The sequence below is a fragment of the Arthrobacter sp. Y3224055 genome (genome assembly GCF_059090825.1).
Window position 1 is genome coordinate 511110 of record NZ_JBNHGB010000001.1, and the last position, 24139, is coordinate 535248.

General features: G+C 68.1%; 21 protein-coding genes, 1 tRNA gene and 1 pseudogene. 8 read left to right on the forward strand and 15 right to left on the reverse strand.

The annotated features are described in order from the left end of the window. Positions 1-100: 100 nt before the first annotated feature. The 6 genes and pseudogenes from mnhG to AC5RTY_RS02495 all read right to left on the reverse strand — a co-directional run. Positions 101-478 (reverse strand): annotated as a pseudogene (mnhG, locus tag AC5RTY_RS02470) (monovalent cation/H(+) antiporter subunit G); the annotation flags it as partial. Then, positions 468-752, reverse strand: a complete 285-nt coding sequence (locus AC5RTY_RS02475) for an MrpF/PhaF family protein (protein ID WP_494000709.1) — start codon at positions 750-752, stop codon at positions 468-470. The pseudogene mnhG and the gene AC5RTY_RS02475, both read right to left, overlap by 11 nt. Next, on the reverse strand, positions 749-1309 hold the full coding sequence (locus AC5RTY_RS02480; protein ID WP_494138915.1) for a Na+/H+ antiporter subunit E: 561 nt from the start codon (positions 1307-1309) through the stop codon (positions 749-751). The genes AC5RTY_RS02475 and AC5RTY_RS02480 overlap by 4 nt, the downstream gene beginning before the upstream one ends. Then, positions 1306-2928, reverse strand: coding sequence for a Na+/H+ antiporter subunit D (locus AC5RTY_RS02485; RefSeq protein ID WP_494138916.1), 1623 nt, complete (start codon positions 2926-2928; stop codon positions 1306-1308). Before AC5RTY_RS02485 ends, AC5RTY_RS02480 begins: the two co-directional genes overlap by 4 nt. Next, positions 2925-3398: a Na(+)/H(+) antiporter subunit C gene (locus AC5RTY_RS02490; RefSeq protein WP_493989594.1), complete on the reverse strand. Its 474-nt coding sequence runs from the start codon at positions 3396-3398 to the stop codon at positions 2925-2927. Before AC5RTY_RS02490 ends, AC5RTY_RS02485 begins: the two co-directional genes overlap by 4 nt. Beyond that, positions 3395-6397 (reverse strand): Na+/H+ antiporter subunit A, encoded by a 3003-nt coding sequence (locus AC5RTY_RS02495; RefSeq protein WP_494138917.1) that lies wholly within the window; start codon positions 6395-6397, stop codon positions 3395-3397. The genes AC5RTY_RS02490 and AC5RTY_RS02495 overlap by 4 nt, the downstream gene beginning before the upstream one ends. A 241-nt stretch (positions 6398-6638) precedes the next feature. On the opposite strand from AC5RTY_RS02495, the gene AC5RTY_RS02500 reads away from it, so the two are divergent. Continuing rightward, positions 6639-8015 carry an MFS transporter gene (locus AC5RTY_RS02500; protein WP_494025307.1) on the forward strand — a complete coding sequence of 459 codons (1377 nt, stop codon included), beginning with the start codon at positions 6639-6641 and terminating at the stop codon, positions 8013-8015. Positions 8016-8030: 15 nt separating this feature from the next. Here AC5RTY_RS02500 and dcd read toward each other — a convergent pair whose 3' ends face one another. The 4 genes from dcd to AC5RTY_RS02520 form a co-directional block, all read right to left on the reverse strand. Then, positions 8031-8612, reverse strand: a complete 582-nt coding sequence (gene dcd, locus AC5RTY_RS02505; protein WP_494000714.1) for a dCTP deaminase — start codon at positions 8610-8612, stop codon at positions 8031-8033. Between the two features lie 202 nt (positions 8613-8814). Next, complete coding sequence (locus AC5RTY_RS02510; protein ID WP_494138918.1) at positions 8815-9672, reverse strand: tryptophan 2,3-dioxygenase; 858 nt, start codon at positions 9670-9672, stop codon at positions 8815-8817. A 92-nt stretch (positions 9673-9764) separates the two neighbouring features. Beyond that, the gene (locus AC5RTY_RS02515; protein ID WP_494138919.1) at positions 9765-10382 is read right to left on the reverse strand and encodes a DinB family protein; all 618 of its coding nucleotides are present in this window, start codon (positions 10380-10382) and stop codon (positions 9765-9767) included. Next, positions 10373-11248, reverse strand: coding sequence for a DUF1684 domain-containing protein (locus tag AC5RTY_RS02520; RefSeq protein WP_494138920.1), 876 nt, complete (start codon positions 11246-11248; stop codon positions 10373-10375). The genes AC5RTY_RS02515 and AC5RTY_RS02520 overlap by 10 nt, the downstream gene beginning before the upstream one ends. A 219-nt stretch (positions 11249-11467) precedes the next feature. Here AC5RTY_RS02520 and AC5RTY_RS02525 point away from each other — a divergent pair, with 219 nt between their 5' ends. The 5 genes from AC5RTY_RS02525 (at position 11468) to AC5RTY_RS02545 (ending at position 16044) form a co-directional block, all read left to right on the forward strand. Continuing rightward, a complete protein-coding gene (locus AC5RTY_RS02525) occupies positions 11468-12787 on the forward strand; it encodes an extracellular solute-binding protein (RefSeq protein WP_494138921.1) in 1320 nt (439 codons plus the stop codon). Positions 12788-12801: 14 nt separating this feature from the next. After that, entirely contained in the window at positions 12802-13761 is a 960-nt protein-coding gene (locus AC5RTY_RS02530) for a carbohydrate ABC transporter permease (protein ID WP_494013010.1), read from the forward strand. Then, positions 13761-14603 (forward strand): carbohydrate ABC transporter permease, encoded by an 843-nt coding sequence (locus AC5RTY_RS02535; RefSeq protein WP_494022333.1) that lies wholly within the window; start codon positions 13761-13763, stop codon positions 14601-14603. The genes AC5RTY_RS02530 and AC5RTY_RS02535 overlap by 1 nt, the downstream gene beginning before the upstream one ends. Before the next feature lie 24 nt (positions 14604-14627). Then, positions 14628-15896, forward strand: coding sequence for an ABC transporter ATP-binding protein (locus tag AC5RTY_RS02540; RefSeq protein ID WP_494000720.1), 1269 nt, complete (start codon positions 14628-14630; stop codon positions 15894-15896). 74 nt (positions 15897-15970) lie between these two features. Further along, positions 15971-16044: transfer RNA gene (locus AC5RTY_RS02545), tRNA-Gly, on the forward strand. A gap of 72 nt (positions 16045-16116) precedes the next feature. Here the strand turns inward: AC5RTY_RS02545 and AC5RTY_RS02550 are convergent. After that, positions 16117-16992 (reverse strand): hypothetical protein, encoded by an 876-nt coding sequence (locus AC5RTY_RS02550; RefSeq protein WP_494073980.1) that lies wholly within the window; start codon positions 16990-16992, stop codon positions 16117-16119. Positions 16993-17130: 138 nt separating this feature from the next. Between AC5RTY_RS02550 and panD the strand changes: the two genes are divergently transcribed. Next, positions 17131-17544 (forward strand): aspartate 1-decarboxylase, encoded by a 414-nt coding sequence (panD, locus tag AC5RTY_RS02555; RefSeq protein WP_494138922.1) that lies wholly within the window; start codon positions 17131-17133, stop codon positions 17542-17544. A 16-nt stretch (positions 17545-17560) separates the two neighbouring features. On the opposite strand, the gene AC5RTY_RS02560 is transcribed toward panD, so the two are convergent. Then, entirely contained in the window at positions 17561-18040 is a 480-nt protein-coding gene (locus tag AC5RTY_RS02560; protein ID WP_494000723.1) for a nucleoside deaminase, read from the reverse strand. 109 nt (positions 18041-18149) lie between these two features. Between AC5RTY_RS02560 and AC5RTY_RS02565 the strand changes: the two genes are divergently transcribed. Then, positions 18150-19136, forward strand: a complete 987-nt coding sequence (locus AC5RTY_RS02565; RefSeq protein ID WP_494101415.1) for a hypothetical protein — start codon at positions 18150-18152, stop codon at positions 19134-19136. A 79-nt stretch (positions 19137-19215) separates the two neighbouring features. Here the strand turns inward: AC5RTY_RS02565 and AC5RTY_RS02570 are convergent, their stop codons facing one another. From AC5RTY_RS02570 to AC5RTY_RS02580, 3 genes are read right to left on the reverse strand one after another with little or no spacing between them, the layout of a single operon-like run. After that, a complete protein-coding gene (locus tag AC5RTY_RS02570; RefSeq protein ID WP_494012907.1) occupies positions 19216-21255 on the reverse strand; it encodes an NHL domain-containing thioredoxin family protein in 2040 nt (679 codons plus the stop codon). After that, positions 21252-23453 (reverse strand): bifunctional copper resistance protein CopD/cytochrome c oxidase assembly protein, encoded by a 2202-nt coding sequence (locus tag AC5RTY_RS02575; RefSeq protein ID WP_494012908.1) that lies wholly within the window; start codon positions 23451-23453, stop codon positions 21252-21254. Before AC5RTY_RS02575 ends, AC5RTY_RS02570 begins: the two co-directional genes overlap by 4 nt. Further along, positions 23446-24114, reverse strand: coding sequence for a copper resistance CopC family protein (locus tag AC5RTY_RS02580; protein ID WP_494000727.1), 669 nt, complete (start codon positions 24112-24114; stop codon positions 23446-23448). The genes AC5RTY_RS02575 and AC5RTY_RS02580 overlap by 8 nt, the downstream gene beginning before the upstream one ends. Positions 24115-24139: the final 25 nt, after the last annotated feature.

The window sequence follows — 24139 nt, forward strand, 5'->3', positions numbered from 1 at the left end:
CCGCCGCCCCCGCGGTGCGCCGTTCCCCCGGCTTCCCGGTGTCCTGCCCGCCGGCCACAGCACGGCTGCCGCCGTCGGCACCGGCACCGGCAAGCGGTGCGTCATCTGAGGACGCCGCGGCGTCTTCCCGTGCCGCCGCCTCCACCACCGCGTCGAGGTCGTCCACGCTGAGGATTTCCTTGCGCAGGTGTTTGGTGCGGTAGCCGGCCCGGCCCACCATGTGGGCGGACACCGGCACGGTCAGCAACTGGAACAGCCAGGCTATGAGGAGCACGGGCACCGCCACCCAGCTGCGCAGCTGCAATCCCAGTCCAGTCAGCAGCAGCAGCAGGCCGAAGACCTGGGGCTTCGTGGCCGCATGCATCCGCGAGAGCAGGTCGGGAAACCGCAGCAGGCCGATGGCCGCGGCCAGGGACATCCCCGCGCCGGCGATCAGGCAGACGGCGGTCGCGATGTCGAGTATCAAGTCAGTGTTCACGGGGCCGCCCGTCCGTCACGAAACGAGCCACGGCGACCGAGCCGATGAAGCCGACAACGCTAATAACGACGACCAGCGTCAGATTGTTCATGTGGCCGCCGGCGGCCATGTCCACGATGAGTCCGGCGCAGACGATCGCCAGCAGCACGTCTATGGCCAGCAGCCGGTCCAGCAGCGACGGCCCGCGGGCCAGCCGGATCAGCGACAGTACAGCGGCCCCGGCCAGCACTGCGCTCACGACGATTTGCGCGACCGGAATGACGTCCCCGTTCACACTGCACCTCCCCTGCCGGTACCTTCGGCCTTGACCATCGCCAGTTCTTCCTTCGTGCCCATCGTCCGGATCAGGCCGGCCTCGATCCGCCGCACCTGGGCGCGAAAACGCTCGGCGGCCTCCTCGGTGTCAACGTCGATCACGTGCAGGTAAAGCGTGGACGTCGAGCGGTCCACGTCCACCACAAAGCTCCCGGGGATCAGCGAAATGGCATGCCCGGTGGCAGTCACCAGCAAATCCGAGTGGCTTCGCAGCCGGACCGCCACCACCGCGTTGCGCAGCGTCGGGCCGCGGGTCAGGGCCAGCCACAGGACTTCGACGCTTGCGACCGCGACCTGCCACACGAAGGTGGCGGCGAAAACTCCCGCGGCCAGCGGATTAAAGCGCCCGCTGAGTTCGACCGGCGGCAGGTAGAACAGGTTCACGATGAGCAGCGCGATCAACAGGCCGAAGATCAGGTTGCCCGGGCTGAAATCCTGCCAGAGGGAGCCCCAGAGGATGACCAGCCAGGCCAGCAGCGGCAGCTCGACCCAGATGGAGATGCGCGGTTTCCTCATTGGCCCACCTCCTGCATTGCGCCCTCACCCAGGACGGCCTCGACGTACGGGGTGCGCTGCAGCATCTCCCGCGCCGCCTGGTCACTGAGCTCGAACAGGGGCCCGGCGAACACGGTCAGGGCAACGCCCATCACCACCAGCCCGACCGTCGGCCAGACCATGGGCAGCGGCAGCAGCTGGACGACGCCGCGGCCGGTGAACCGCCCGTGCGGTTTGTTTTCCACGTGGCGGGTGGTCCGCAGTGCGGACCCGTCGGGCTTGGTAGCCACCAGGACCGGGTCCGGGTGCTCGGCGTCTTCGGGGCGGCGCCAGAACACGCGGTTCCAGACCCGTGCCATGGCCAGCAGGGTCAGCAGCGACGTGACCATGCTGCCCGCCACGAGCACCCAGGCGACCGGGGTGCCCAGTTCCACGCCGCCCTGCACCAGGCCGATCTTGCCCAGGAAGCCGGAGAACGGCGGGATCCCGGCCAGGTTCATGGCCGGGACGAAGAACAGGATGGCCAGCAGCGGCGACAGCTTGGCCAGGCCGCCCAGCCGGTCCATGTTCGTGGTTCCGCCGCGTCGTTCGATCAGCCCGGCCACCAGGAACAGGCTGGTCTGCACCGTAATATGGTGCGCCACGTAATAGACCGCCGCGCCGAGCCCCACCACCGAGGACATCGCCAGGCCAAACACCATGTAGCCGATGTGGCTGACCAGTGTGAAAGAGAGCATGCGCTTGATGTCGATCTGGGCCACGGCCCCGAGGATGCCCACCACCATGGTCAGCACGGCCACGATCATTAGGAACGTGTTCAGCCGGTCGCCGGGGAACAGCAGTGTCTCGGTGCGGATCATGGCGTAGACGCCCACCTTGGTGAGCAGGCCGGCGAACACCGCGGTAACCGGTGCCGGCGCCGTCGGATAGGAGTCGGGGAGCCAGAAGGACAGGGGGAATACCGCCGCCTTGATGCCGAAGGCCACCAGCAGCATCAGGTGCAGCGTCATCTGGGTGGCCGGATCCAACTGCCCGAGCTTGATCGCCAGGTCGGCCATGTTGATGGTCCCGGTGGCGGCGTAGATCATCGCGATGGAGACCAGGAACAGCACCGAGGAAATGACGCTGACGACGACGTACGTCACCCCGGCGCGGATCCGGGGGCTGGTGCCGCCCAGCGTCATCAGCACGTAGCTGGCCGTGAGCAGCATTTCGAAGCCGACGTACAGGTTGAACAGGTCGCCGGTCAGGAACGCGTTGGAAACGCCCGCCACCAGGATCAGGTAGGTCGGGTGGAAGATCGAGACCGGGCCTTCTTCGTCGCCGTCGGTCATGCCCTGGCCGGAGGCGTACAGCAGCACCGCCAGGCTGACGGCCGAGGAGACCACCAGCATCAGGGCGGACAGCTCGTCCACCACCAGGGTGATGCCAAAGGGGGGAAGCCAGCCGCCGAGGTTCACCGCCTGCGCGCCGTTGGCCCAGGCCGAGGCCAGCATCACGGCTTCCAGTGCCAGCGTCACCGTAAGCGTGATGGCGCCGGTCCGGCGCTGCGCGTTGGGGTGGCGGATCAGCACGAACGCCAGGGCAGCACCCAGCAGCGGCAGGACTACTGCCAGCGGCGCGATGGTGGCGGCGTTCACTGCTTTCTCTCCATCCGTGACCTGGTGGTGGCTGGCGTTTCCTCGGCTTCGTCGGGCGGGACGAACTCGGTGGTCTCGGCCGGGATTTCCGCGTCGTCCTCGGCGTCGAAGGTGGGCTGGTTGGCCACCCGGCGGTCCTCGATGTCGTCCTGGACCTCGTCCTGCCGCCCCAGCACCCAGGAGCGGTAAATGATGGCCAGCATGAAAGCGGTGACGGCGAAGGAGATCACGATGGAGGTCAGGATCAACGCCTGTGGCAGCGGGTCGCTGTAGGCGTCGGCGGGGATGTCGCTGCCGAAAATGGGGGCAAGGCCCGCCGGCCCGCCGGTGCTGAGCAGCAGCAGGTTGGCGCCGTTGGTGATGAGCATGAGGCCGAGCATGACCCGGGTCAGGCTGCGTTCGAGGATCAGGTAGACGCCCACGGCGAACAGCACGCCCATCACCAGCAGCAGCGTCAGGTTCACGGTCACCGGGACACCTCCTCCTCGATCGTTGCGGGCACTTGCAGCTCGGCGGTCTTGCGGCGGCCGTGGGTCCGTTCCTCCGTGCGTTCGTCGATCTCGGCGCCGAAACTGCGCAGCACGTCCAGCACGAGGCCCACCACCACCAGGTAGACCCCGATGTCGAAGATCGTCGACGTGACGAACTTGTGGTCGCCGAAGACCGGGAGGCTGAATTCTAGGATCGCGCTCTGGAAGACCTGGCCGCCCAGGAAGAGCGGGACGACGGCGGTCAGCGCCGCGGCGCCAAGCCCCAGGCCCAGCAGCAGGCCGGCGCTGATGGGCGTGGCTTCGGCCAGTTCGATCCGTCCGCCGGCCAGATAGCGGACGGTCAGCGCGATGCCGGCCAGCAGGCCGCCGGCGAACCCGCCGCCGGGGAGGTTGTGGCCGGTCAACAGCAGGTAGACGGAGAAGATCATCACCGAGTGGAAGAGGAGGCGGGTGATCACCTCGAAGATGATGGAGCGGCGCTCGGGCGCCAGGGTGCGGCCGGCCACCAGCCAGGCGTCGCGCGGGACGACGGCGAACTTGCGGGCCGTCGCCAGGGCCGCCGCCTCGCGGTCCGAGTGCGCCACGGTCTCGTAGCCGCGACCCACGGATCCGCTGGCGACGGCGTCCACGGGCTCCGGACGCTTCTCCCCGCGGCTCCGGATGAAGATCAGGCTGGCCACGCCGGTAGCCGCCAGGGCCAGCACGGAAATCTCGCCGAACGTGTCCCAGGCCCGGATGTCCACCAGGATGACGTTGACGATGTTCTTGCCGCCGCCGCCCTCATAGGCCAACTGCGGCAGGGCCAGGGACACCGGATCGGCCGTGCGTGCCGCCATCGCCGTCATCGCGATCACTATCATCGTGAGGCCGAAAGCGGCGCCGATGATGGCGCGCAGCAGTTTGAAGCGCCCCGGCGTGCGCAGCCACAGCCGCGCCGGCAGGGACCGAAGGGCCAGCACGATGGCCACCAGGGAGACTGTTTCCACCAGCATCTGGGTCAGCGCCAGATCCGGCGCCCCCTGCATGGCGAAGATGAAGGCCAGGCCATAGCCGGCCACCGAGACCATCAGCACCGCCATGAAGCGCTTGTTCGCGCGGATGGCACCCAGCGCTCCTGCCGCCACGATCAGCCCCGCGATGGCCTGCGCCGGAGTATCGAACCACACCACGCTCTCGGGCAGTGGAGCGTCCATCAGGACGATGGCGCTCAGCGGAGTCACGATCGCCACGATCAGGATCACGCACAGGTAAAAGACCAGCGAGCCCCGCTGGGTCCGGCCGGTGACCCAGATGGCCACCTCGTCCAGCACGCCGATGATGCCGCGGTAGATCCGGTCCGCGTCCGGGATGAAGCTGATCCTGGCCTGGAAGGCCGCTATCGGAGTGCGCAGCAGGAACAGGGCGACACCGGCGGCGATGGTGACGGCGGTCAGCCCGAGAGCCGGCGTCACCCCGTGCCACAGCGCCAGGTGCGTGGCTGCGGTGTCCAGGGTGAAGAGACCGGCGTAGGGGGCTACGGCGGCTTCCACCGGGGCTGGCCAGAGCCCGAACACCACGGTGGCTACGGCGAGCACGGCGGGAGCCGCCAGGAAGGCCCACGGAATTGGCTTGAACTCGATGGCCGCGCGGCCGGGTTTGGCCGCGAACCCGCCCCAGACGAAGCGGGCGCTGTAGGCAAAGGTCAGGATGGATCCGGCCACCACGCCGGCCAGGAGCAGGCCCCCCACCCAGCCGGAGACTTCGGCCCGGTGGATGAAGGCTTCGTAGACCGACTCTTTGGCGACGAAGCCCAGCAGGGGCGGCAGGCCCGCCATCGACGCGGCACCGATGACCGCGACCAGGAACAGTTTTGGGGCCTTGCGGTACAGGTGCGACAGTTCGCGGATGTCACGCGTTCCGGCCTGGTGGTCGATGATGCCCACCACCAGGAACAGGGTCGCCTTGAAGAAACCGTGGGCCAGCAACAGGCCCATTCCGGCCAGCGCGGCTTCCTGCGAACCGAGCCCGACCACCAGGGTCAGGAAGCCCAGTTGACTGACCGTCCCGTAGGCGAGGATCAGCTTCAGGTCGTTCTGGCGCATGGCCTGCCAGCCGCCCACCAGCATGGTCAGCAGCCCGAGCCCCAGCACGACGCCGTGCCAGTAGTCGGTGCTGGAGAATCCGGGTGACAGCCGCGCCACCAGGTAGATGCCGGCCTTCACCATGGCGGCGGCATGGAGGTAGGCGCTGACCGGGGTCGGCGCCGCCATGGCCGCCGGGAGCCAGAAGTGGAAGGGAACCAACGCGGACTTGCTGATCGCGCCGATGAGTACCAGCAGGATGGCTATGTCGATGATCTGGCCGTGTGCCATCAGCGTTCCGGCTGCCGCGAGGATCTCGGAGATCCGGTAGGTGCCGGCGGTTTGGCCGATCATGAGCAGGCCAACCAGCATGGTCAGCCCGCCGAGGGTGGTAACCATCAGGGCCTGCAACGCGGACCGGCGCGCCGAGAGGCGGTGCCTGGCGTACCCGATCAGCAGGTAGGACAGGACGGTGGTGAGTTCCCAGAAAATGTAGAGCAGGATCAGGTCATCGGCGGTGACCAGGCCGAACATGGCGCCGCTGAAGGCCAGCAGCTGTGCGCCGAAAGGTCCGATGTCCGGATCGTCGGCCTTGAAGTAGCGGGCGCAGTAGAACAGCACCAGGGCGCCGACGCCCAGGATCAGGATGCACAGCACCGCCGCGAGGGTGTCCATCCGAAAGGCCAGTTCCAGCTGCAGGCCCGGGACCCAGGCGAAGACCTCCGACGGCGGGGCGTTCGGAGCGCCGTCCAGCGCCGCCTGGCTGGACCCGGTGTAGTTGTCGAACGTGGCGATCAGCCAGACGAATCCGGCGGCGGGAACCGCGGCGAGGATATAGAACGTTGAGCGGCCGAGCTTCCGGAAAATTAAGGGCGCTATAAAGGCCACCGCAAAAAGCAGGGTGAGCACAATCAGCACGAGGATACTCCGGAACTTCCTTCGGGTTTGCCAAGGATTTAGACGGACAGGGCCAAGGTCCATTCTACCCATGGCATAGACGGCGCGGCGCCCGCCGAGGGCCGCGGACAGCCGCCGGGAGGGCCGCGGACAGCGGCCGGGAAGGCCGCGGCGGGCTCGTGATCCCGCTGTTCGCCAAAGATTCACGCGGCTCCCGGCGCTGCTCAAAGTTCGCAGCAGGCGAAACGGATAGCATCGCGGTATGACTGAGTCGGCCGGCATTCCGGCAACCCACACGGCGGGCGGCGTGGCCGCGGAGCGGTTGAATAAAAAGCACGTCCTGGCCTGGGCCTCCTGGGACTGGGGCTCCGCCGCCTTCAACGCGGTCATGACAACTTTTGTGTTCACCGTCTATCTGACCAGCGATGCCTTCGGCGGCGAGGCCTTCGCGTCCGAAATCCTCGGCTACGGGCTGGCTATCGCCGGGCTGGCCATCGCCCTCCTGGCCCCGGTCACCGGGCAACGCTCCGACACCGGGGGCCGCCGCAGGCTGTGGCTCGGGCTCAACAGCGTCGCCGTCGCGGTACTGACCGGCCTGTGCTTCTTCGTCTTCCCCTCCCCCGGCTTCCTTTTCCTGGGCGTGGGACTCATCGCGCTGGCCAACATCTTCTTCGAGTTCGCGAACGTGAATTACTACGCGATGCTCACCCAGATCTCCACGCCGTCGACCATCGGCAAGGTCAGCGGCTTCGGCTGGGCCATGGGTTACGTCGGCGGGGTCGTGGCGCTGGCCCTGGTGCTGGTCGGGTTTGTCCTGCCCGAAACCGGCTGGTTCGGGGCGACGGCGGAGAACGGGCTGAACATCCGCCTGGTGGCGGTGTTCTGCGCCGTGTGGTTCATGGCCTTCGCGCTGCCGGTACTGTTCGCCGTCCCGGAGATCCCGCGCCAGCCTGCCGCCGCGTCGCTGAGCTTTTTTGCGTCCTACGGGCTGCTCTTCCGCCGCATCAAGGCGATCTTCACCTCCAGCCCGCACACAATTTTCTTCCTGATCGCCAGCGCCATCTTCCGCGACGGGCTCGCGGCGGTGTTCACCTTCGGCGGGGTGATCGCCGCCGGCACCTTCGGCTTCTCGCTCAGCCAAGTAATTGTCTTCGCCATCGCCGGAAACGTCGTCGCAGCGGTCGGCGCCGTCGCGGGCGGGGTCTTGGACGACCGCATCGGCCCGAAGAACGTCATCGTGGGGGCGCTGGTCGGGCTGATCGTCGCCGCCGTCGCCATTTTCGCGCTGGGCCCGGGCAACCACGTGTTCCTGGGCAACGCCTGGACCGGCGACACCACGTTCTGGGTCTTCGGCCTGCTGCTGTGCCTGTTCGTGGGGCCGGCCCAGTCGTCGTCCCGGGCCTACCTGGCCCGGCTCGCGCCGCGCGGCGAGGAGGGCGAATTCTTCGGCCTCTACGCCACCACCGGGCGCGCCGTCAGCTTCCTGGCCCCGTCCCTGTTTGCGCTGTCCATCACCGTCTTCGGCGAACAGCGCCACGGCATCCTGGGCATCCTCATCGTGCTGGTCGCCGGCTTGCTGGCGCTGCTGCCGGTCAAGACACCGGCACGGATCCAGCGCGCCAGTACGCCCCGCGCCTGAGACGCCCGGCCAGGGTCAGCGTTCGATGACGGTGCGGTGGAAGTTCTGGTAGCTGCGCGAAGCCGTGGGGCCGCGCTGGCCCTGGTAGCGGTTGCCGTATACGCCCGAACCATACGGATGCTCCGCCGGCGAGGACAACCGGAAGAAGCACAGTTGGCCGATCTTGGAGCCCGGCCAGAGCATGATCGGCAGCGTCGCCATATTGGAGAGTTCCAGCGTCACGTGCCCGGAGAAACCGGGATCGATGAACCCTGCGGTCGAGTGGGTCAGCAGGCCCAGCCGCCCCAGCGAGGACTTGCCCTCCAGCCGGGCCGCGATGTCATGGGGCAGCGTCACGGTCTCGTACGTGGAGCCGAGCACGAATTCGCCGGGATGCAGGACGAACGGTTCCTCGGGGTCCACTTCCACCAGCCGGGTCAGCTCCGGCTGCTCCAACTCCGGGTCGATGTGGGCGTACTTATGGTTGTCGAACAGCCGGAAGAACCGGTCAAGCCGCACGTCCACGCTTGAGGGCTGGATCATGTCCGGCTGGAACGGATCCAGGACGATGCGTTGGGAGTCCAGTTCGGCACGTATATCGCGGTCGGAGATCAGCACCCTTCAAAAATACACGGGACCGGCGCTCTCCCCCGACGCATGACGCGGCCTTCGCCCGGGCACTTGCACCGGGCCTCTGGTCGGAACGGTGTCAGCGGTGCGACGATTGAACCAGGCGGGCCGCAGCTCTCTCGGTGGCGGCCACCGGGCCGCTGTCGGCGGGGGAACGAACGGCCTCCGCCGGCAGCTTAGAAGCCGGCGGTCAGGCCTTGCCGATTTCCGTGCGCACCGCGTACAGCTCCGGGAAGAAGGTGAGCTCCAGCGCCCGGCGAAGGAAGCCGGCGCCGGAGGAGCCGCCGGTGCCATGCTTCATCCCAATGGTCCGCTCCACCGTCTTCAGGTGCCGGAAGCGCCAGAGCTGGAAGTTGTCCTCCAGGTCCACCAGTTCTTCGCAGGCCTCATAGACGTCCCAGTTCGCGCCGGCATTCTCGTAGACCGCCTTGAACGTCCCCACCAGTTCCTGGTTGAACTCGTGGGCCTCGGTCACGTCACGGTCCAGCAGCTCCGCCGGAACCGGGTAGCCGTGCCGGTGCAGGTAAGCCAGGAATTCGTCGTACACGCTGCTTTGTTCCAACAGCTCGCCCAGCATGGCCTGGGCGGCCGGATCGTCCGCAAAGACGGCCAGCATGCCCTTGTTCTTGTTGCCCAGCAGGAACTCCACGGCACGGTACTGGTAGGACTGGAAGCCCGACGCCGCACCCAAATCGCCCCGGAATTCGGCGTATTCGGAAGGCGTCAGCGTGGCCAGCACGGACCATTGCTCGGTCAGCGAGCGCTGGATGTGCTTAATCCGGGCGATGCCTTTCATGGCGAACCGCAAGTCGTCGTCGCGCAGCTGCTGCCGGACGGTGCGCAGCTCGTGCAGCACCAGCTTCAACCACAGCTCGGACGTCTGGTGCTGAATGATGAACAGCATCTCGTCGTGGTGCTCCGGGCGGCTGACCGGGTGCTGGGCGGAGAGCAACTGGCCCAGGGACAGGTAGGAGCCATAGCTCATCTTGTCCGAGAAATCAGTCTCGATGTCGTCCTCGAGACGTCGGGTGTTCTTGTCTACGGTCATGGCGGCTTCCGTCGGTCCTCCTGCCTCGTTGCAGGCCTGCTACCAGCCTACGGCCCCGGCGCCGTGAATGCTCCGCAGCCGCGCTTGGGTCCTCAGCAGCGGACCGAGGAGTCCCACCGCCACTTCCGGCCGCGGGTTTCGGGCGTCCTGCCGCTGGCGTGGAGCAGATCCTGCCAAGGATCGTCGGTGCGCCGTGCGGCCGGAAAGATGCGGTTCAGCACCCGTCTCAACACGGCTTCGTCAGGCCGGTAGCCGACCCCGTGGACGGCCAGTATGTCGAATCCGTGCAACACGGCTTCGGCGATGCCCATCGCCGCGAAACCGGAGGCGTCCGAGGTCCCGGCCGGATGGTAACCGCGGTGGGTGCGGGTGGCCGTGGCCGTCACCGCGTACAGCAGTCCCGCGGCGGCATCGAAACAACCGACGATGCCGGCGGTTCCCGTGGCAGGGTCGGGCCAGAACAGGATCTGCGGCCCGCCCGGGCGCCAAGGCGGCGGGTCCAGCAGCGCCACGTAGCCGTCCTGCGGCGGGTTCCGCCCCGACAGCTGCAGGGCGTAGAACGCGAAGTCGTCCATGATGTGGGCCACCGTCTCGCGGCAGCTCCACTCCAGCTCCAGCGCGGGGTCGTCCCAGGCATCGTCAGGGAGCTCCGCCAAGCGGCCGGCCAGGTCATCGGTGATGGTGCGGAAGTCTCCCGCCGTTAGGTCCATCCACTGATCCTGCCGCAGAGGAGCGGCAAGCGCCACCGTTCCCGGCGATGCTCAGCCCATGCGGCGCTCCCCGGCCTCCACCGGTGCCGCAATGATGTTGCCCTCCACCGGCATCGGGCAGGTGCCGAAGCGGTAAAGGCGCTGGGGAAGTTGGTGGCCCGGTTGAAATCGATCAGCACCGTGCCGTCGGGGCCGGGACGGCGGGTCACCACGGAACGCCAGCCGGCGGTGCTGTCTCCGTTGGTTTCGTCGTGGAAGTTCAGCGACAAGGCGCCCAGTTTCTCTTGCTCCGCCACCAAGGTATGGACGGTTCCGCCCAATTCGAAGCTGACCGTGCCGACGGCGGTGGCGATGCCTCCCACCGCCGGGTTCGAGGTGGCTATCTGCAGCGCGAGGGGCTCCGGATACGCCTGGAACCGGCCGGCCACCACCAGGTCCGGGTTGTAATCGAAAACCGGGACCCCGTCGAAGTCCCGCCGCTTGGGCGAGTCGTTGTCCCGCGTCCGGATGGCGTACCGGTCGCCCCGGACGGCCAATTCGACGGCGATACTGCCGCGGCGCACCCAGAGCAGCGACTCCTCGTTTCCCAGGGATGCGGTCAAGGTGCCGGTGGCCGGCTCCCCGCTGTCCGCCAGATACAGGCCGTCCTCGGCGCTCGCCGTCAACGAGGCGTGGCCGCCGCCGGATGCCGGCCCGTTGGCGCTCCACAGGCCGGTGATCTTTTCCAGCGGCGCGGGCTCGGCCGGCAGCCACTGCAGCGAGGTGAGCGTGAGCCAGCCGTGCTCCGCTGCCAGCGCCTGGTTCCGGTTGTCCCTGAACCGGAGCCAGCTTTCCCGCCGGCGGGTCTCGTCGCGTGGAGTGGTCATGCTCGCCGTCCCTCAAATCAATTGCCGGGCACTCCGGCAGTACGGGGCACAACGTGCCGCCCGCCGTGCGGTATTCCCCGGCCCGCAGTCCCTGACCTCCGCCGAACCATGGCGCATTCGCCTGCAGGAGAATACGCTCTATTTCACAAGGCTGCGTGGCACAAAGCGCAACGGAAGCCGGGCGGCCAGTGCGTCTACCAGAATGGGAGGCTCATGCCGATGCCCAAGGACGAAAACCGGCGGCGCCACCGGCGCGCGACAGCCCGCGTGGGGGCGGCGGTGACGCTGGCGCTGGGAGCCACGCTGTTGGCGGGCTGCAGCCCCGAGGATGGAACTCCCACCCTGACCTGGTACATCAACCCCGACGACGGGGGGCAGGCGACGATCGCGGAACTGTGCACCGATCAGGCGGACGGCGCGTACCGGATCGAGACGTCGCTGCTGCCCAATGACGCGGCCTCCCAGCGGGAGCAGCTTGCCCGGCGCCTTGCGGCCGGCGATTCGTCGTTGGACATCATGAGCCTGGACCCGCCGTTCATCCCCGAACTGGCCGAGCCCGGGTTCCTGGCGCCGGTCCCGGACGATGTTGCGGAGCGCACCACGCAGAACGTGGTGGAAGGCGCGCTCGCGGGGGCCACGTGGAAAGACGAGCTGGTCGCCGTCCCGTTCTGGGCCAACACCCAACTGCTGTGGTACCGGAAGTCGGTGGCCGAAGCCGCCGGCCTGGACATGACGCAGCCGGTCACGTGGCAGCAGCTGATGGATGCCGCGGCCGAGCAGGAGAAGTTCCTGGGCGTCCAGGGCCAGCGCGGCGAGTCCATGACCGTGTGGCTGAACGCGTTGGTCGAGTCGGCGGGCGGTCAGATCCTGGAGAACCCCGAGGCGGACGCCGATCAGATAGAGCTGGGGCTGGCCAGCGATCCCGGGACGGCTGCGGCGGAGGTCATCTCCACCATCGGCCGGGAGGGGCTGGGCGGCCCGGGGCTGCCGACCCAGGACGAGAACAACTCCATGATCCTGTTCCAGGGCGACGAGGGCTCGTTCATGGTCAACTGGCCGTTCGTCTGGCCGGCCACGAACACCGCCGCGGAAGAAGGCACGGTGGACCCCACGCTGATCGAGGACATCGGCTGGACCCTGTACCCGCAGATGAACGAAACCGACCCCGCCGCTCCGCCGCTGGGCGGCATCAATCTGGGCGTCGGCGCCGCGAGCGAGCATCCCGACCTGGCCTACGCGGCCATCGAGTGCATCGTCACCCCGGAGAACCAGGCCGAGTACTTCATCACCAACGGCAACCCGCCTTCAAATACGGAGGCCTACGAGGATCCGCGGATCGAGGAGTCCTTCCCGATGGCGGACACCATCCGCGAGTCCCTGGAGTTGTCCGCGCCGCGGCCGCAGACCGTCTTCTACAACGAAGTTTCCACCAGCCTGCAGCAGAATTTCGCCCCGCCGTCGCAAGTGGATCCGGCCACGACGCCGCAGGAAACCTCAAACTTCATCGTCTCCGTTCTACGGGGGGAGAACCTGCTGTGAGCACCTCGACCGAAATCCCCACCCAGCCCGCCAGCGGGACCGGACGGGCCGGACGGCGGCGCGCGGTCCAGCAGTACAGCGACCGAGCCAAGGCCGAGCGGCGGCTGGGCTGGCTGCTGGCCGGTCCCGCCTTCGTCATCATGCTGGCCGTCACCGCCTACCCGATCCTGCAGGCCGTGTTCGACTCGCTCTTCAGCTACCGCCTCACCGCGCCGGACGAGCGCGAGTTCATCGGGCTGGCCAACTACGGCGTGATCCTCACGGACATCGTCTGGTGGCGGGACCTGGGCGTCACGCTGCTGATCACCGTGGTGACCGTCGTCGTCGAACTCGTCCTGGGCTTCGCGCTGGCCTTGGTCATGCACAAGGCGCTGAAGGCGGTGCGAGGCTGGCTGCGCACCGCGATCCTGGTCCCGTACGGCATCATCACGGTGGTGTCCGCGTTCGCCTGGTTCTACATGTTCGATATCAACTCCGGCTTCGTGAACTCATGGTTCGACTGGGTGCCCGGGATTGATCCCGACCTGAACTGGTTCGCCAACACCGGAACATCGCTGAGCGTGATCATGGCCAGCGAGATCTGGAAGACCACGCCGTTCATCTCGTTGCTGCTGCTCGCCGGCCTGGCCCAGGTTCCCGACGAACTCACCGAGGCGGCGGAGGTCGACGGCGCCACCTGGTGGCAGCGGATGCGGCGCGTGATCCTGCCGAACATGAAGGCGGCGATCATGGTGGCCGTGCTGTTCCGCGCGCTGGATGCGTTCCGCATCTTCGACAACGTGTTCATCATGACCAACGGTGCGTTCGGCACCGAGGTGCTGTCGCTGCTGGCCTACCGGACCTCGATCGGGCGGCTGGAAATCGGGCTGGGTTCGGCGGTGTCCGTGCTGCTCTTCGTCTGCGTACTGCTGATCTGTTTTATCGCCGTCAAGCTGTTCAAAGTGGACCTCGCCGGCCAGAGAGGAGGCAAGTGATGAGAGCGTCGCGGACCAAGGAGCGGGTCATCTGGACCATCATCTCCGTGCTGGTGCTTATTTATGCGCTGTTCCCGGTGGCGTCCATCCTGGCCACCTCGTTCAAGCTGCCCAGCGAACTGACCTCCGGACAGTTCCTGCCCAACACCTGGACGGGTTCGAACTACGAGCAGATCCTGGTCGGCTCGGCGCAGGAGCTGTTCCTGAGCTCGCTGCGGAACTCGATCGGCATCGCGCTGATTGCGACCTTCATCGCCGTCGTGCTGGCCACCCTGTGCGCCTACGCCATCGCGCGGCTGGATTTTCCCGGCAAGAAGGTCATCCTGACCACCGCGCTGGCGGTGTCCATCTTCCCGGTGATCTCGATCGTCACGCCGCTGTTCAACATCTGGCGGAACATCGGCCTCTATGACACCTGGCCCGGGCTGATCATCCCCTACCTCTCGCTGACCCTGCCGATCTCCATCTGGACCCTGGCCGCGTTCTTCCGCCAGATTCCGTGGGAACTGGAACAGGCCGCACAGGTTGACGGGGCCACCACCTGGCAGGCGTTCCGCAAGGCCATCGTGCCGCTGGCCGCACCCGGTGTCTTCACGACGGCGATCATCGCCTTCTTCATCGCGTGGAACGACTTCGTCTACGGCATTTCGCTGACGTCCACCGAAGCGGCGCGGCCGGTTCCCGCGGCGCTGGCCTTTTTCACCGGCGCCTCCCAGTTCGAATCCCCCGTCGGCGCTATTTCCGCGGCGGCCATCATCGTCACCATTCCCATCGTGTTGCTGGTCCTGCTGTTCCAGCGCCAAATCGTCTCCGGCCTGACCCAAGGCGCCGTCAAGGGCTGAGCCCGCGGCAGGAAAGGAAATCCCATGGCATCGATCACGCTGCAGAACCTCGTCAAGGAGTACGGCGACGGTTTCGCCGCCGTCAACGACGTCAGCATCGACATCGCCGACGGCGAGTTCATCATTCTGGTGGGCCCGTCCGGCTGCGGCAAGTCGACCCTCCTGCGCATGATCGTGGGGCTGGAGGACATCACCTCCGGCGACCTGTTGATCGACGGCGAGCGCGTCAACGAGAAGGCCCCCAGGGACCGGAACCTGGCCATGGTGTTCCAGAATTATGCCCTCTACCCGCACCTGACCGTGTTCGAGAACATCGCGTTCCCGCTGCGCCTGGCCAAGGGTAAGTTCACCGAGGACGATATCCGGAGGCGCGTCACCGACGCCGCGAAGACCTTGGAACTGACCGACCACCTGGAGCGCAAGCCGGGGAACCTGTCCGGCGGCCAGCGGCAGCGCGTGGCCATGGGCCGGGCGATCGTGCGCCAGGCCGATGCCTTCCTGTTCGACGAGCCGCTGTCCAACCTGGACGCGAAGCTGCGGGGCCAGATGCGCTCCGAGATCTCGCAGATGCAACGGCGGCTGGGAGTCACCAGCGTCTACGTCACGCACGACCAGACCGAGGCGATGACCCTTGGCGACCGGGTGGCGGTGCTGAAAAAGGGCTTGCTGCAGCAGATCGCTTCCCCGCGGGAACTCTACGAGCAGCCCGTCAACCTGTTCGTGGCGGGCTTTATCGGATCGCCCTCCATGAATTTCCTGCCGGCCACCCTGGAGGGCAACGTCCTGAAGACGCCGATCGGCGACATCCCCGTGTCCGGTGACAGGGCCAGGGCGGCCGAAGGCAGGAAGGTGGTGCTCGCGGGTTTGCGGCCCGAGTTCTTTGAGGACGCCTCCCTGGTGGAAGAACACAAGAAGGACCGGGGATCCACGTTCATGGCCGAACTGACCCACACCGAGTGGCTGGGCAACGAGCAGTACGGCTACATCAACTTCGACCCGGACCCCGCCGTGCGGGAGCTGCTGAATTCGCTGGCCAGCGAGATGGACGCCGAGGAACTGCGGCCGCAGATCGTGGTCACGCTGGACGCCGCCAGCCGGATTCGCGGCGGGCGCTCCGCCGAACTGTGGCTGGACACCCGAAAGATGCATCTGTTCGACCCCGAGACCGGTGAAAACCTGACCCGTGATGCCTCGGCCGGCGCGGCGCTGACGGAGGAAGCCAACCGTGCCCGGGCAGAGGAAATCGCCGAAGCCCGCGAACGGGAAGCCTCCACGGCCGGCCAGCCGGCCTGAATTCCGGCCAGCCGCAGAACTGGGGTAAACTCGGTTTCGTTGTTGACCGGATCCGCCTGCACGGCGGATCCTGTGCGGGCGTAGCTCAATGGTAGAGCGCTAGCTTCCCAAGCTCGATACGCGGGTTCGATTCCCGTCGCCCGCTCCACACGCACTGCGCACCCCGGCCCCTCGGACCGGGGTGCCTTTGTTTGTCCCATCCCTGCGGGAAGCGGCCGTCCTACTCGTCGTCGTCCGCCACGAAGCCGGCACGGTCGATGGCCCGGTGGTAGTGCATGCCCGCGGCACCGCCCAGAAGCGACCCGGCGAGACTCGCCAGCAGCACCACGGCCAGCGCCACCAGGCCCGGCACCGCCAACTGCCCGATGGGGCGGTCGATCACCGGCGCCGGTCCCGTCAGCAGGCCGAGCCCGCCGGCGGACAGCCCGATCACGCCCGCGATGACCGCCATGACCAGGCCCCAAAGCCAGACCGCGAAGCCCTGCCGGACGCCATCGAAGCGCGCCATCCGTCCGGCCACGTAGCCGCCGGCAAAATAGGCGATCAGGATGCCGGCCGCCAGTGCCGCCCCCGCGATCATGGCGTCCGGCCCGTTGCCGGCGGAGATGTCGTCCAGCCTGCTGCGCACGTCGGCCTCGTTGGCGAGGCCGAAAACCGCGGCGGCACCGGCGGCGACCGCGGTGAGCAACACGATCATGGCCGTGGCGGCCAGCCAGCCGAAGAACGCAGACCCCAGCCTCAGCCCGCCGTAGGCATTGTGCTGCCGCTGGTACAGCAAGTCCTCGTCGAGGGTTGGTTCGGGCCGGTAGGCGCTGGTGTCCCGGTAGCCCCGCTCGGTATACATCCCGTCATCCGGGCTCCCGCCGGCGGCGTCCGGGTCCATGTCGTCCGCCGTGGGCCGGCGGCCGAACACGGCCGTCTCCGGAGGGTCGTTGCGGGTGCGGTCCTGGCCCGCCACCGGCATGGCCTCGGTCGGCGGGGGTTCGGCCTGCGCGGGCTCGGTCCCGCCGTCCCGCGGTTCGCGGGCGGCAGCCGGAACATCGTCGCCCGGCCGCACCCCGCCGTCCCGCCGGCTGCTGCCGATTTCCGAACTCATCACATGCCTCCTGCGTCGATCGCCCTCGCTGAAGCAGGTTGTTGCCCCCTGTGGGTACACCCTAGACCTGCCGCCGGCGGCGGGCCAGATCGGGAACCCTTTCGGGGGCGGCCGGGGCGGGGACTAAACTGGTAGGCGATGATGCGCAAAATGTTCAAGTCCAAGATCCACCGTGCCACGGTCACGCACGCGGATCTCCACTACGTCGGGTCCGTGACCGTGGACCTCGACCTGCTGGACGCCGCCGATATCCTTCCCGGCGAGCTGGTCTCCATCGTGGACGTCACGAACGGCGCCCGGCTGGAGACGTACACCATCGCCGGCGAACGCGGCTCGGGCGTGCTGGGCATCAACGGTGCCGCCGCCCACCTGATGCACGAAGGCGATCTCGTCATCCTGATTACCTATGCCGACATGACCGACGACGAGGCCAGGTCCTTCGTGCCGTCGGTGGTGCACGTGGACGCCGGCAACAGGATCGTGGACCTGGGCTCCGACCCGGCGGAGTCCGTGGACGACGGGCTGATGCGCCCGCCGTTCGCGGTCAAGTAACCGTCCCCGGCGGCGCTCAGCGCCGGTGGTACTGCCGGTGCAGCGCGCGGACCTCGTCCGCCAGTTCGCCGGACGGCCCGTCCACCAAGGTTCCCGGCGCCACCTGCTGAATCGGCAGCGCGGCCACCGGCGCCGGCCCGACGCCCCACTCCGCCAGCCACCGGCCCAGCTGTTCGGATGACACTGCGTAGACAATCCGTCCGAGGCCCACCCAGGCGTGCGCCGCCGAACACATCGGACAGTGCTCGCCCGAGGTGTAGACGGTTGCCGCCCTGCGTTCCCCGGGTGGAAGGTTCCTGGCGGCCCAACGGGCAATCTCGAACTCCGGGTGCCGGGTGTGGTCCCCGTCCTTGACCCGGTTGCGGTCCTCGAACACGACGTTGCCGCCCGCGTCGACCAGCACCGAACCGAACGGCTCGTCGCCGTCGTCCAACGCTTCACGGGCCAGTTCAACGCAGCGCCGCAGATGCCTGAGGTCCTCGGTTGCCAGTTCCATGGGCCGATTATGACAGAGCGGCCGGCCGCCGGCATGTAACGCAGCTGACACCGGTCCGGGGAACCGCGCCGACAGGTAACGGACGCCCTCAGCAGGTAACGTAGGGCGGGTGGGAAATTCGACAGTGCTCAGGACCGTGGCCACGTGGCTGCTGTGCCTAATGCTTGCCGTGGCCGCTGCCGCCATGACGATCATGCTGGTCAATGCGTTCGTGTTCAGCCCGCAGCACCAGGTGAAGGCGTACTTCAAAGCGCTGGAAGACGGCGACGGCAGCGCGGCGCTCGGTCTGCTTCACGCAACCGTGCCGGATGCCAACGCCGCCATGCTCGACGGCGCCGCGCTCAAGGCCTCGGTGGAGGACATCGAAGACCTGGAAGTCGGCGATCCGGTGCCGGCGGGCGAGGACAAGGTGGACCTGCCCGTCCATTACACGGTTGGCGGGGCGCCGCACACCTCGACGTTCACGTTGGAAAAGACCGGCACGACGTGGTTCTTTTTCAACCAGTGGTCCTTCGTGCCCAGCACTCTTCCCACCATCAGCGTGGACGTGATCAACGAGAACGAGGCCTCACTGAACGGTACCCGGGTGGCGCTGCCGGAAGGCAGGAATTCCTTTGCGGTGTTCTATCCCGGCACCTTCGAGGCGCACTACGCGAGCGACTACTTCGCCGCCCCGGTCGTGGAATCCGTGCTGACCGGCCCGGAAAACGCGCCGGACGCCCAACTCTCGCTGGCGACGGCGGCCACCCCCAAGCTGGTTCAGGACCTAAGCGCCCAGGTCAACGCCTTCCTCGACTCGTGCGCGGAGCAGCGCGTGCTGCAGCCCTCAGGCTGCCCGTTCAGCGCCGCGATGGACCGCGTCCGGGACGACACCATCAACTGGTCGATCGTGAAGTACCCGGACGTCAAGGTAGAACCCTTCAAGGGCAGCTGGGTGCTGAGCCCGCTGACCGGCGTTGCCAAGCTGAACGTCGTGGAAATCGACTTGTTCACCGGCGCCTCCGTCGAGCGGGAGATCGAGCAGGAATTCGGCTTCACCGGCCGGCTGTCCGTCATCGACGGCAACGTGACCCTGACCCCCGTCGTGGAGTACTGAGTCCGCTCCTAACCAGACGCCGGAGGCGGACAGGCTGTCCTGTCCGCCTCCGGCGTTGTCAGTCCTGCCGCGCGGCCGCCTAGTTCAGCCCGCGCAGGTCCAGGGTCATCTCGCCGGTTCCGGAGCCAATCACCACGGGGATGCCCCAGTCCTGCTGGTACAGGTGGCAGGCGGCATGGTCCGGGATTTCGCCGCCGGGTTCGCCGTCGCAGGCCGCCGCCCGTGCGGTGATGTGCAGGACGCCCTCCGCGACCTCGTCGGACAGCACCAGTTCGCGCACCAGCCCCACGGAGGTGCCGGCGCCGGAAACCAGCAGCTTCTCCGGCGAAGAAGAGATCTTCAGCTGCGTCGGGTCTCCCCAGCGGTCATCCAGCTTCTGACCGGTGGGGGCCGCGAAGCGGACGGTCAGCGCCAGCGGCCCGGCCGAGACCTCGGTCTTGGGCCGCTGCGTCTGCGAGGCCCCCTCGTCCACCTTCAGGGCTTCCTTGGGGACGGGAAGCCGCACAAGCTGGTGCTTGTTCGCTTCCACCACCAGCAGCAGCGGCTCGCCTCCCCCGGCCACGGCAGAGGTGTCCAGCATGACGTCGGACGGCTCGGCCAGACCGCGCGCCAGGGTGGAGACGGTCCCGCTCACCGGGTCGTAACGGCGTACCGCCCCGTTGTAGGTATCCGCCACGGCCACCGAACCGTCCGGCAGGACGGCCACGCCCAACGGATGCTGCAGCCGCGCCTCGGCTGCCTCCCCGTCGCGGAATCCGAAGTCGAAGAGACCGGTGCCGACGGCGGTGGAGACGTGCGCCCGCTGCTCGCCCTTGACCTCCACGAAGGAGATCTTGCGCAGGGCCGACGTCTCCGAGTCCGCGACCCAAATGCCTCCTGCCGCGTCCTCGGCCAGGCCCGACGACTGGGCGAACCAGGCCGCGGTGGCCTCGCCGTCCTGCAGGCCTTCCAGCCCTGTACCGGCCAGGATGGCGACGGCGCCGGAGGCCGGGTCAAAGGTGAAGATCTGGTGCACGCCGGCCATGGCGATCACCACGGCCTCCAACCTGGTCGACCACAGGACGTCCCACGGCGAGCTGAGCGAGACGGCGAGCGGGTCGGCGGGAAGCTGCTCCCGGCCCGATGCGATGGCTTCCGCCAGTTCCTCCCCCAGCGCTTCCCCGGAAGCCGCTTCGTCCGCCACGGATCCGGGACCGGCTTCGGCGAGCCCCGGCGCGGTGCGCTGCGAGCCGGCATCGAGCAGCCGCTGCACGCCGCTGCCGGCGATCGTAGTCACCTCGCCGGTGGCCAGGGACAGGCCGCGGAGGCGGTGGTTCACGGAGTCGGCAACGACGACGTCGTAGCCCGCCTTCCCGCGGATTCCTTCCGGAAGCAGGGCCACGCCCTGGGGCTCGTTGAACTGCGCGGCATCGGCCGGCCCGTCCTGCCAGCCCTTCACGCCCGAACCGTAGGTCCTGAGCACGGTCGACAGGTCAGCGGCCAGTTCCACCAGCCGGTGGTGGCCGGTGTCGCTGACCAGGAAGGACCCGCCGGCGGAGCCGACGCCGTCCGGCAGCGGAATGGCCTTGCCCGGGAAGCGCAGGTCGCCGGCGGTGGTTTCCGCGGGCACGTACGGCCCGTCGCCGCGGTGCAGCGTGCCCTTGGCTTCGTGTTCGGCCACCAGCTCTTCCACTAGCGACGCCAGGCCGCCGGAGTGGCCCTCTCCGGACAGGTGCGCCACGATGTAGCCCTCGGGGTCCACGACCACCAGCGTCGGCCACGCCCGGGCGGCGTAGGCCTGCCAGGTGTCCAGCTCCGGATCGTCGAGCACCGGGTGGTGGATTTCGTACCGCTCCACGGCCGCGGCCAGCGCCACGGGGTCGGCTTCGTGCTCGAACTTCGGGGAGTGCACCCCGACGGTGACCAGCACGTCCTTGTACTTTTCCTCCAACGGCCTCAGCTCGTCCAGCACGTGGAGGCAGTTGATGCAGCAGAAGGTCCAGAAGTCCAGCAGCACAATCTTGCCCCGCAGGTCTTCCAGCCCCAACTGCTTGCCGCCGGTGTTCAGCCAGTTGCGCCCCACCAGGTCCGAGGCGCGGACCCGGTAGTTGCTGCGGATGGTGTCGGCTGCCTCAGTCATCTGGTTTCTCCTTGTGTCCGGCCGGCGTCATCCGGTTCCGGAACGGGCGGCTGCCCGGTGGTGGTTGTCGGAAGTTCATGGTCGCCCGAGTCCGTGCCGGGCCCCGCGGCAGGCCGTGCTGCCCCCGGCGGGACCAGGCGTGCATCCTGCCGGGCCATCTTGGCAAACATATCGTTATAAGCCGCCAGTTCGGCGTCGTTATTCCTATCGGCCGAACGATCTTTACGCTTTGTTTCCCGCGCGTCGGACCGCGACCAGGCAATGGCCACTCCGACGGCGATGCAGAGGGTGGGTATTTCCCCGATGCCCCACATGATGGCCCCGCCCAGCTGCTGGTCGTCCATGGCCGGCAGTCCCCACTCGCGTCCCATGCTGCCGAACCAGGAGGCCTGGATCAGGGCCGTGGAGCTGGTCAGGGCGACGCCGAAGAATGCGTGGAAGGCCATCGTCGCGAACAGCAGCAACAGCCGCAACGGGTAGGGCGCGCGCCGCGGCAGCGGATCCTGGCCGATCATCGAGAGGATGAACAGGTAGCCGGTGAGCAGGAAGTGCAGGTTCATCAGCTCGTGCCCCACGTGCTCGCGCAGGGCGAAGCCGAACAGCGGCGAGTAGTAGAAGATGATGATCGAACCGGCGAAGTTCGCCGCCGCGAAGAGCGGATGGGTGATGACCGCGGAATACTTCGAATGCACCAGCCAGAGGATCCATTCGCGCAGGCCCTTGCTGCCGTCGCGGCGCGGCGGCAGCGCCTTCAGCGCCAGCGTGACCGGCGAGCCCAGGACGAGGAACAGCGGCACCACCATGGTCAGGGCCATGTGGTCCAGCATGTGCGCGCTGAACAGCACCATCCCGTAGACTGCCGGCGCCCCCGACGTGACATAGGTGAGCGCCAGCAGGCCGACGATCCAGCTGATGGTCCGGGCCACCGGCCAGCCGTCGCCGCGCCGGCGCAGCCTGGCGGCCGCGACCAGGTAGGCGATGCCGGTGACCAGGGCGAACGTCACCCACAGCCAGTCCCACCGCCAGACGGTCAGCCAGCTGCTCCCGACCAGTTCCGGCGGCAGTTCGTAACCGGTCAGGATGCGCGCCGGGGACGCGTCCGGCGGCAGTTCCTCGGGCGTGGGCGGCGCCGTGCGGGCCAGGGCCGTCGCCACGCCGAAGACCGCCGCCATGATGAGGAGTTCGACGGTGATGAGCTGCCACAGGACGCGCTTGCCGGACTTCGTTGCGAGTTCGGGGATGATCCACTGCCGGTGCATGAAGCCGATGGCCCCCAGCAGCAGCGTGGCGAGGGCTTTGATCACCACGAGCACCCCGTAGGGCGTGGAAAGCTGGTCCAGCGAGGTGATCCGAATGGACGCGTTGATGATGCCGGAGAAGAACACCAGGCCGAAGCTGATCAGTGCCAGCGATGAGTAGCGGCGCAGCACCTGCCCGGTGATGTCCCTGGTGCCCAGTGTGCCGGAGATGACCGCGAGGACGATGATTCCGCCCACCCAGAGGCAGGCACCCAGCAGGTGCAGCCCGATCGAGTTGACGGCCCCGTAGTGATCGTCGCCGCCGGCCGAGTGCCCGATCAGGGCCATCGGCAGCAGCCCGCCGATGGTGGCCAGCGCCAAGGTGGTGGCCAGCCCCGGGAGGGAGCGGAGGCCGAAGATCAGCGTGGCCACGACGGCGGCCACTATGGTGATGGCGAGCCAGGCCTGGCCGGTCCCGATGTCCGTCATGAAGCCGATGAATCCGGCGGTGTAGTTGGCGTCCCCGCTCACGGGCAGCCCGGCGACGTCGGAGAAACTGAAGACCAGCACGGCCATGGCCGCCAGCGTCCAGACGACGGCGGCAACCGCGGCCAGCCGCAGCGCGGCCGTGAAGGCGGGATGCTCGGGGCCCTGGTCGCCGTTGCCCGGCCTGCGGCCGGGACGCAACTGCCGGGGAAGGATGCCGACGGCGAAGAGCAGCGCTGCGATGACGGCTGCCAAAGCCGTGTTGTTGGCGGCCTTGGCCACTGGCAGCGCCCATCGGGTCAAGGCGCCGGGGTCGGAGAGCTGGCGGGTGGCGGCCGCCCCGGAGTACAGCAGGGCTGCCGCCAGCGCCAGGACCAGGACGACCGCACCGGCTAGGAGCCATCCCCTGCCGATCCCGTCGGCGGTGATCGCCGCAGGACGCCGGTCAGCCGCAGGGGTCAGCCGCTCAGCCACGACCGCCAGCGCCTCCGCCCCGCTTGCTCATCACGAAGGCGGCCAGTCCGGCCAGGATAGCCAGCGTGCCGGCGCCCAGCGCGAGGAACAGTCCGGCGCCGCCGGCACCGTCCTCTTCCCCGGCTGCCTCGGCGGTGCCGCCGGCCGCGGCTGCGGATGCCGGGGCCGAGGCCGTGCCGCCGGCCGCAAGGGAGAATTTTGTGGTTCCTTCGATCGGATGGCCGTCGCTGGAGACGACCCGCCAGCCCAGCTGGTAGTCGCCGTCGGGCATCCCGTCCTGCAGGGGAATGGTGACCTCACGGCCGCCGAGCACGGGTGCTCCGGCGGCCCAGTCGGTGCCGGCGCTGTCCAGGACCTGGGTGGTGGTGCCGATATCCATCACATTCGCGCTGAATTCCAGCACGATGCTCTCGGGCTGGACGTCGAGGACGGCGCCGTTTTCCGGGGTGGATCCGATCAGTTCGTCGTGGGCCGCGGCCGGGCGCGCCAGCGTCAGCGCCGCCGAAAGCCACAGCAGCATGGCGGCCAAGGCGGCCGCGAGCAGTCGGCGCAGGGCCGCCTGCCGGGCGAGGCGTCGGGCGTCGTCACGGCGCTGCCTGGCTGCCGAAGACCCGGAGGCGGCAACGCGGACGGGTGCAGGGGTGTTCATCAGGGGGTTCATCACGTTCTTTCGTCGGGGGATGCGC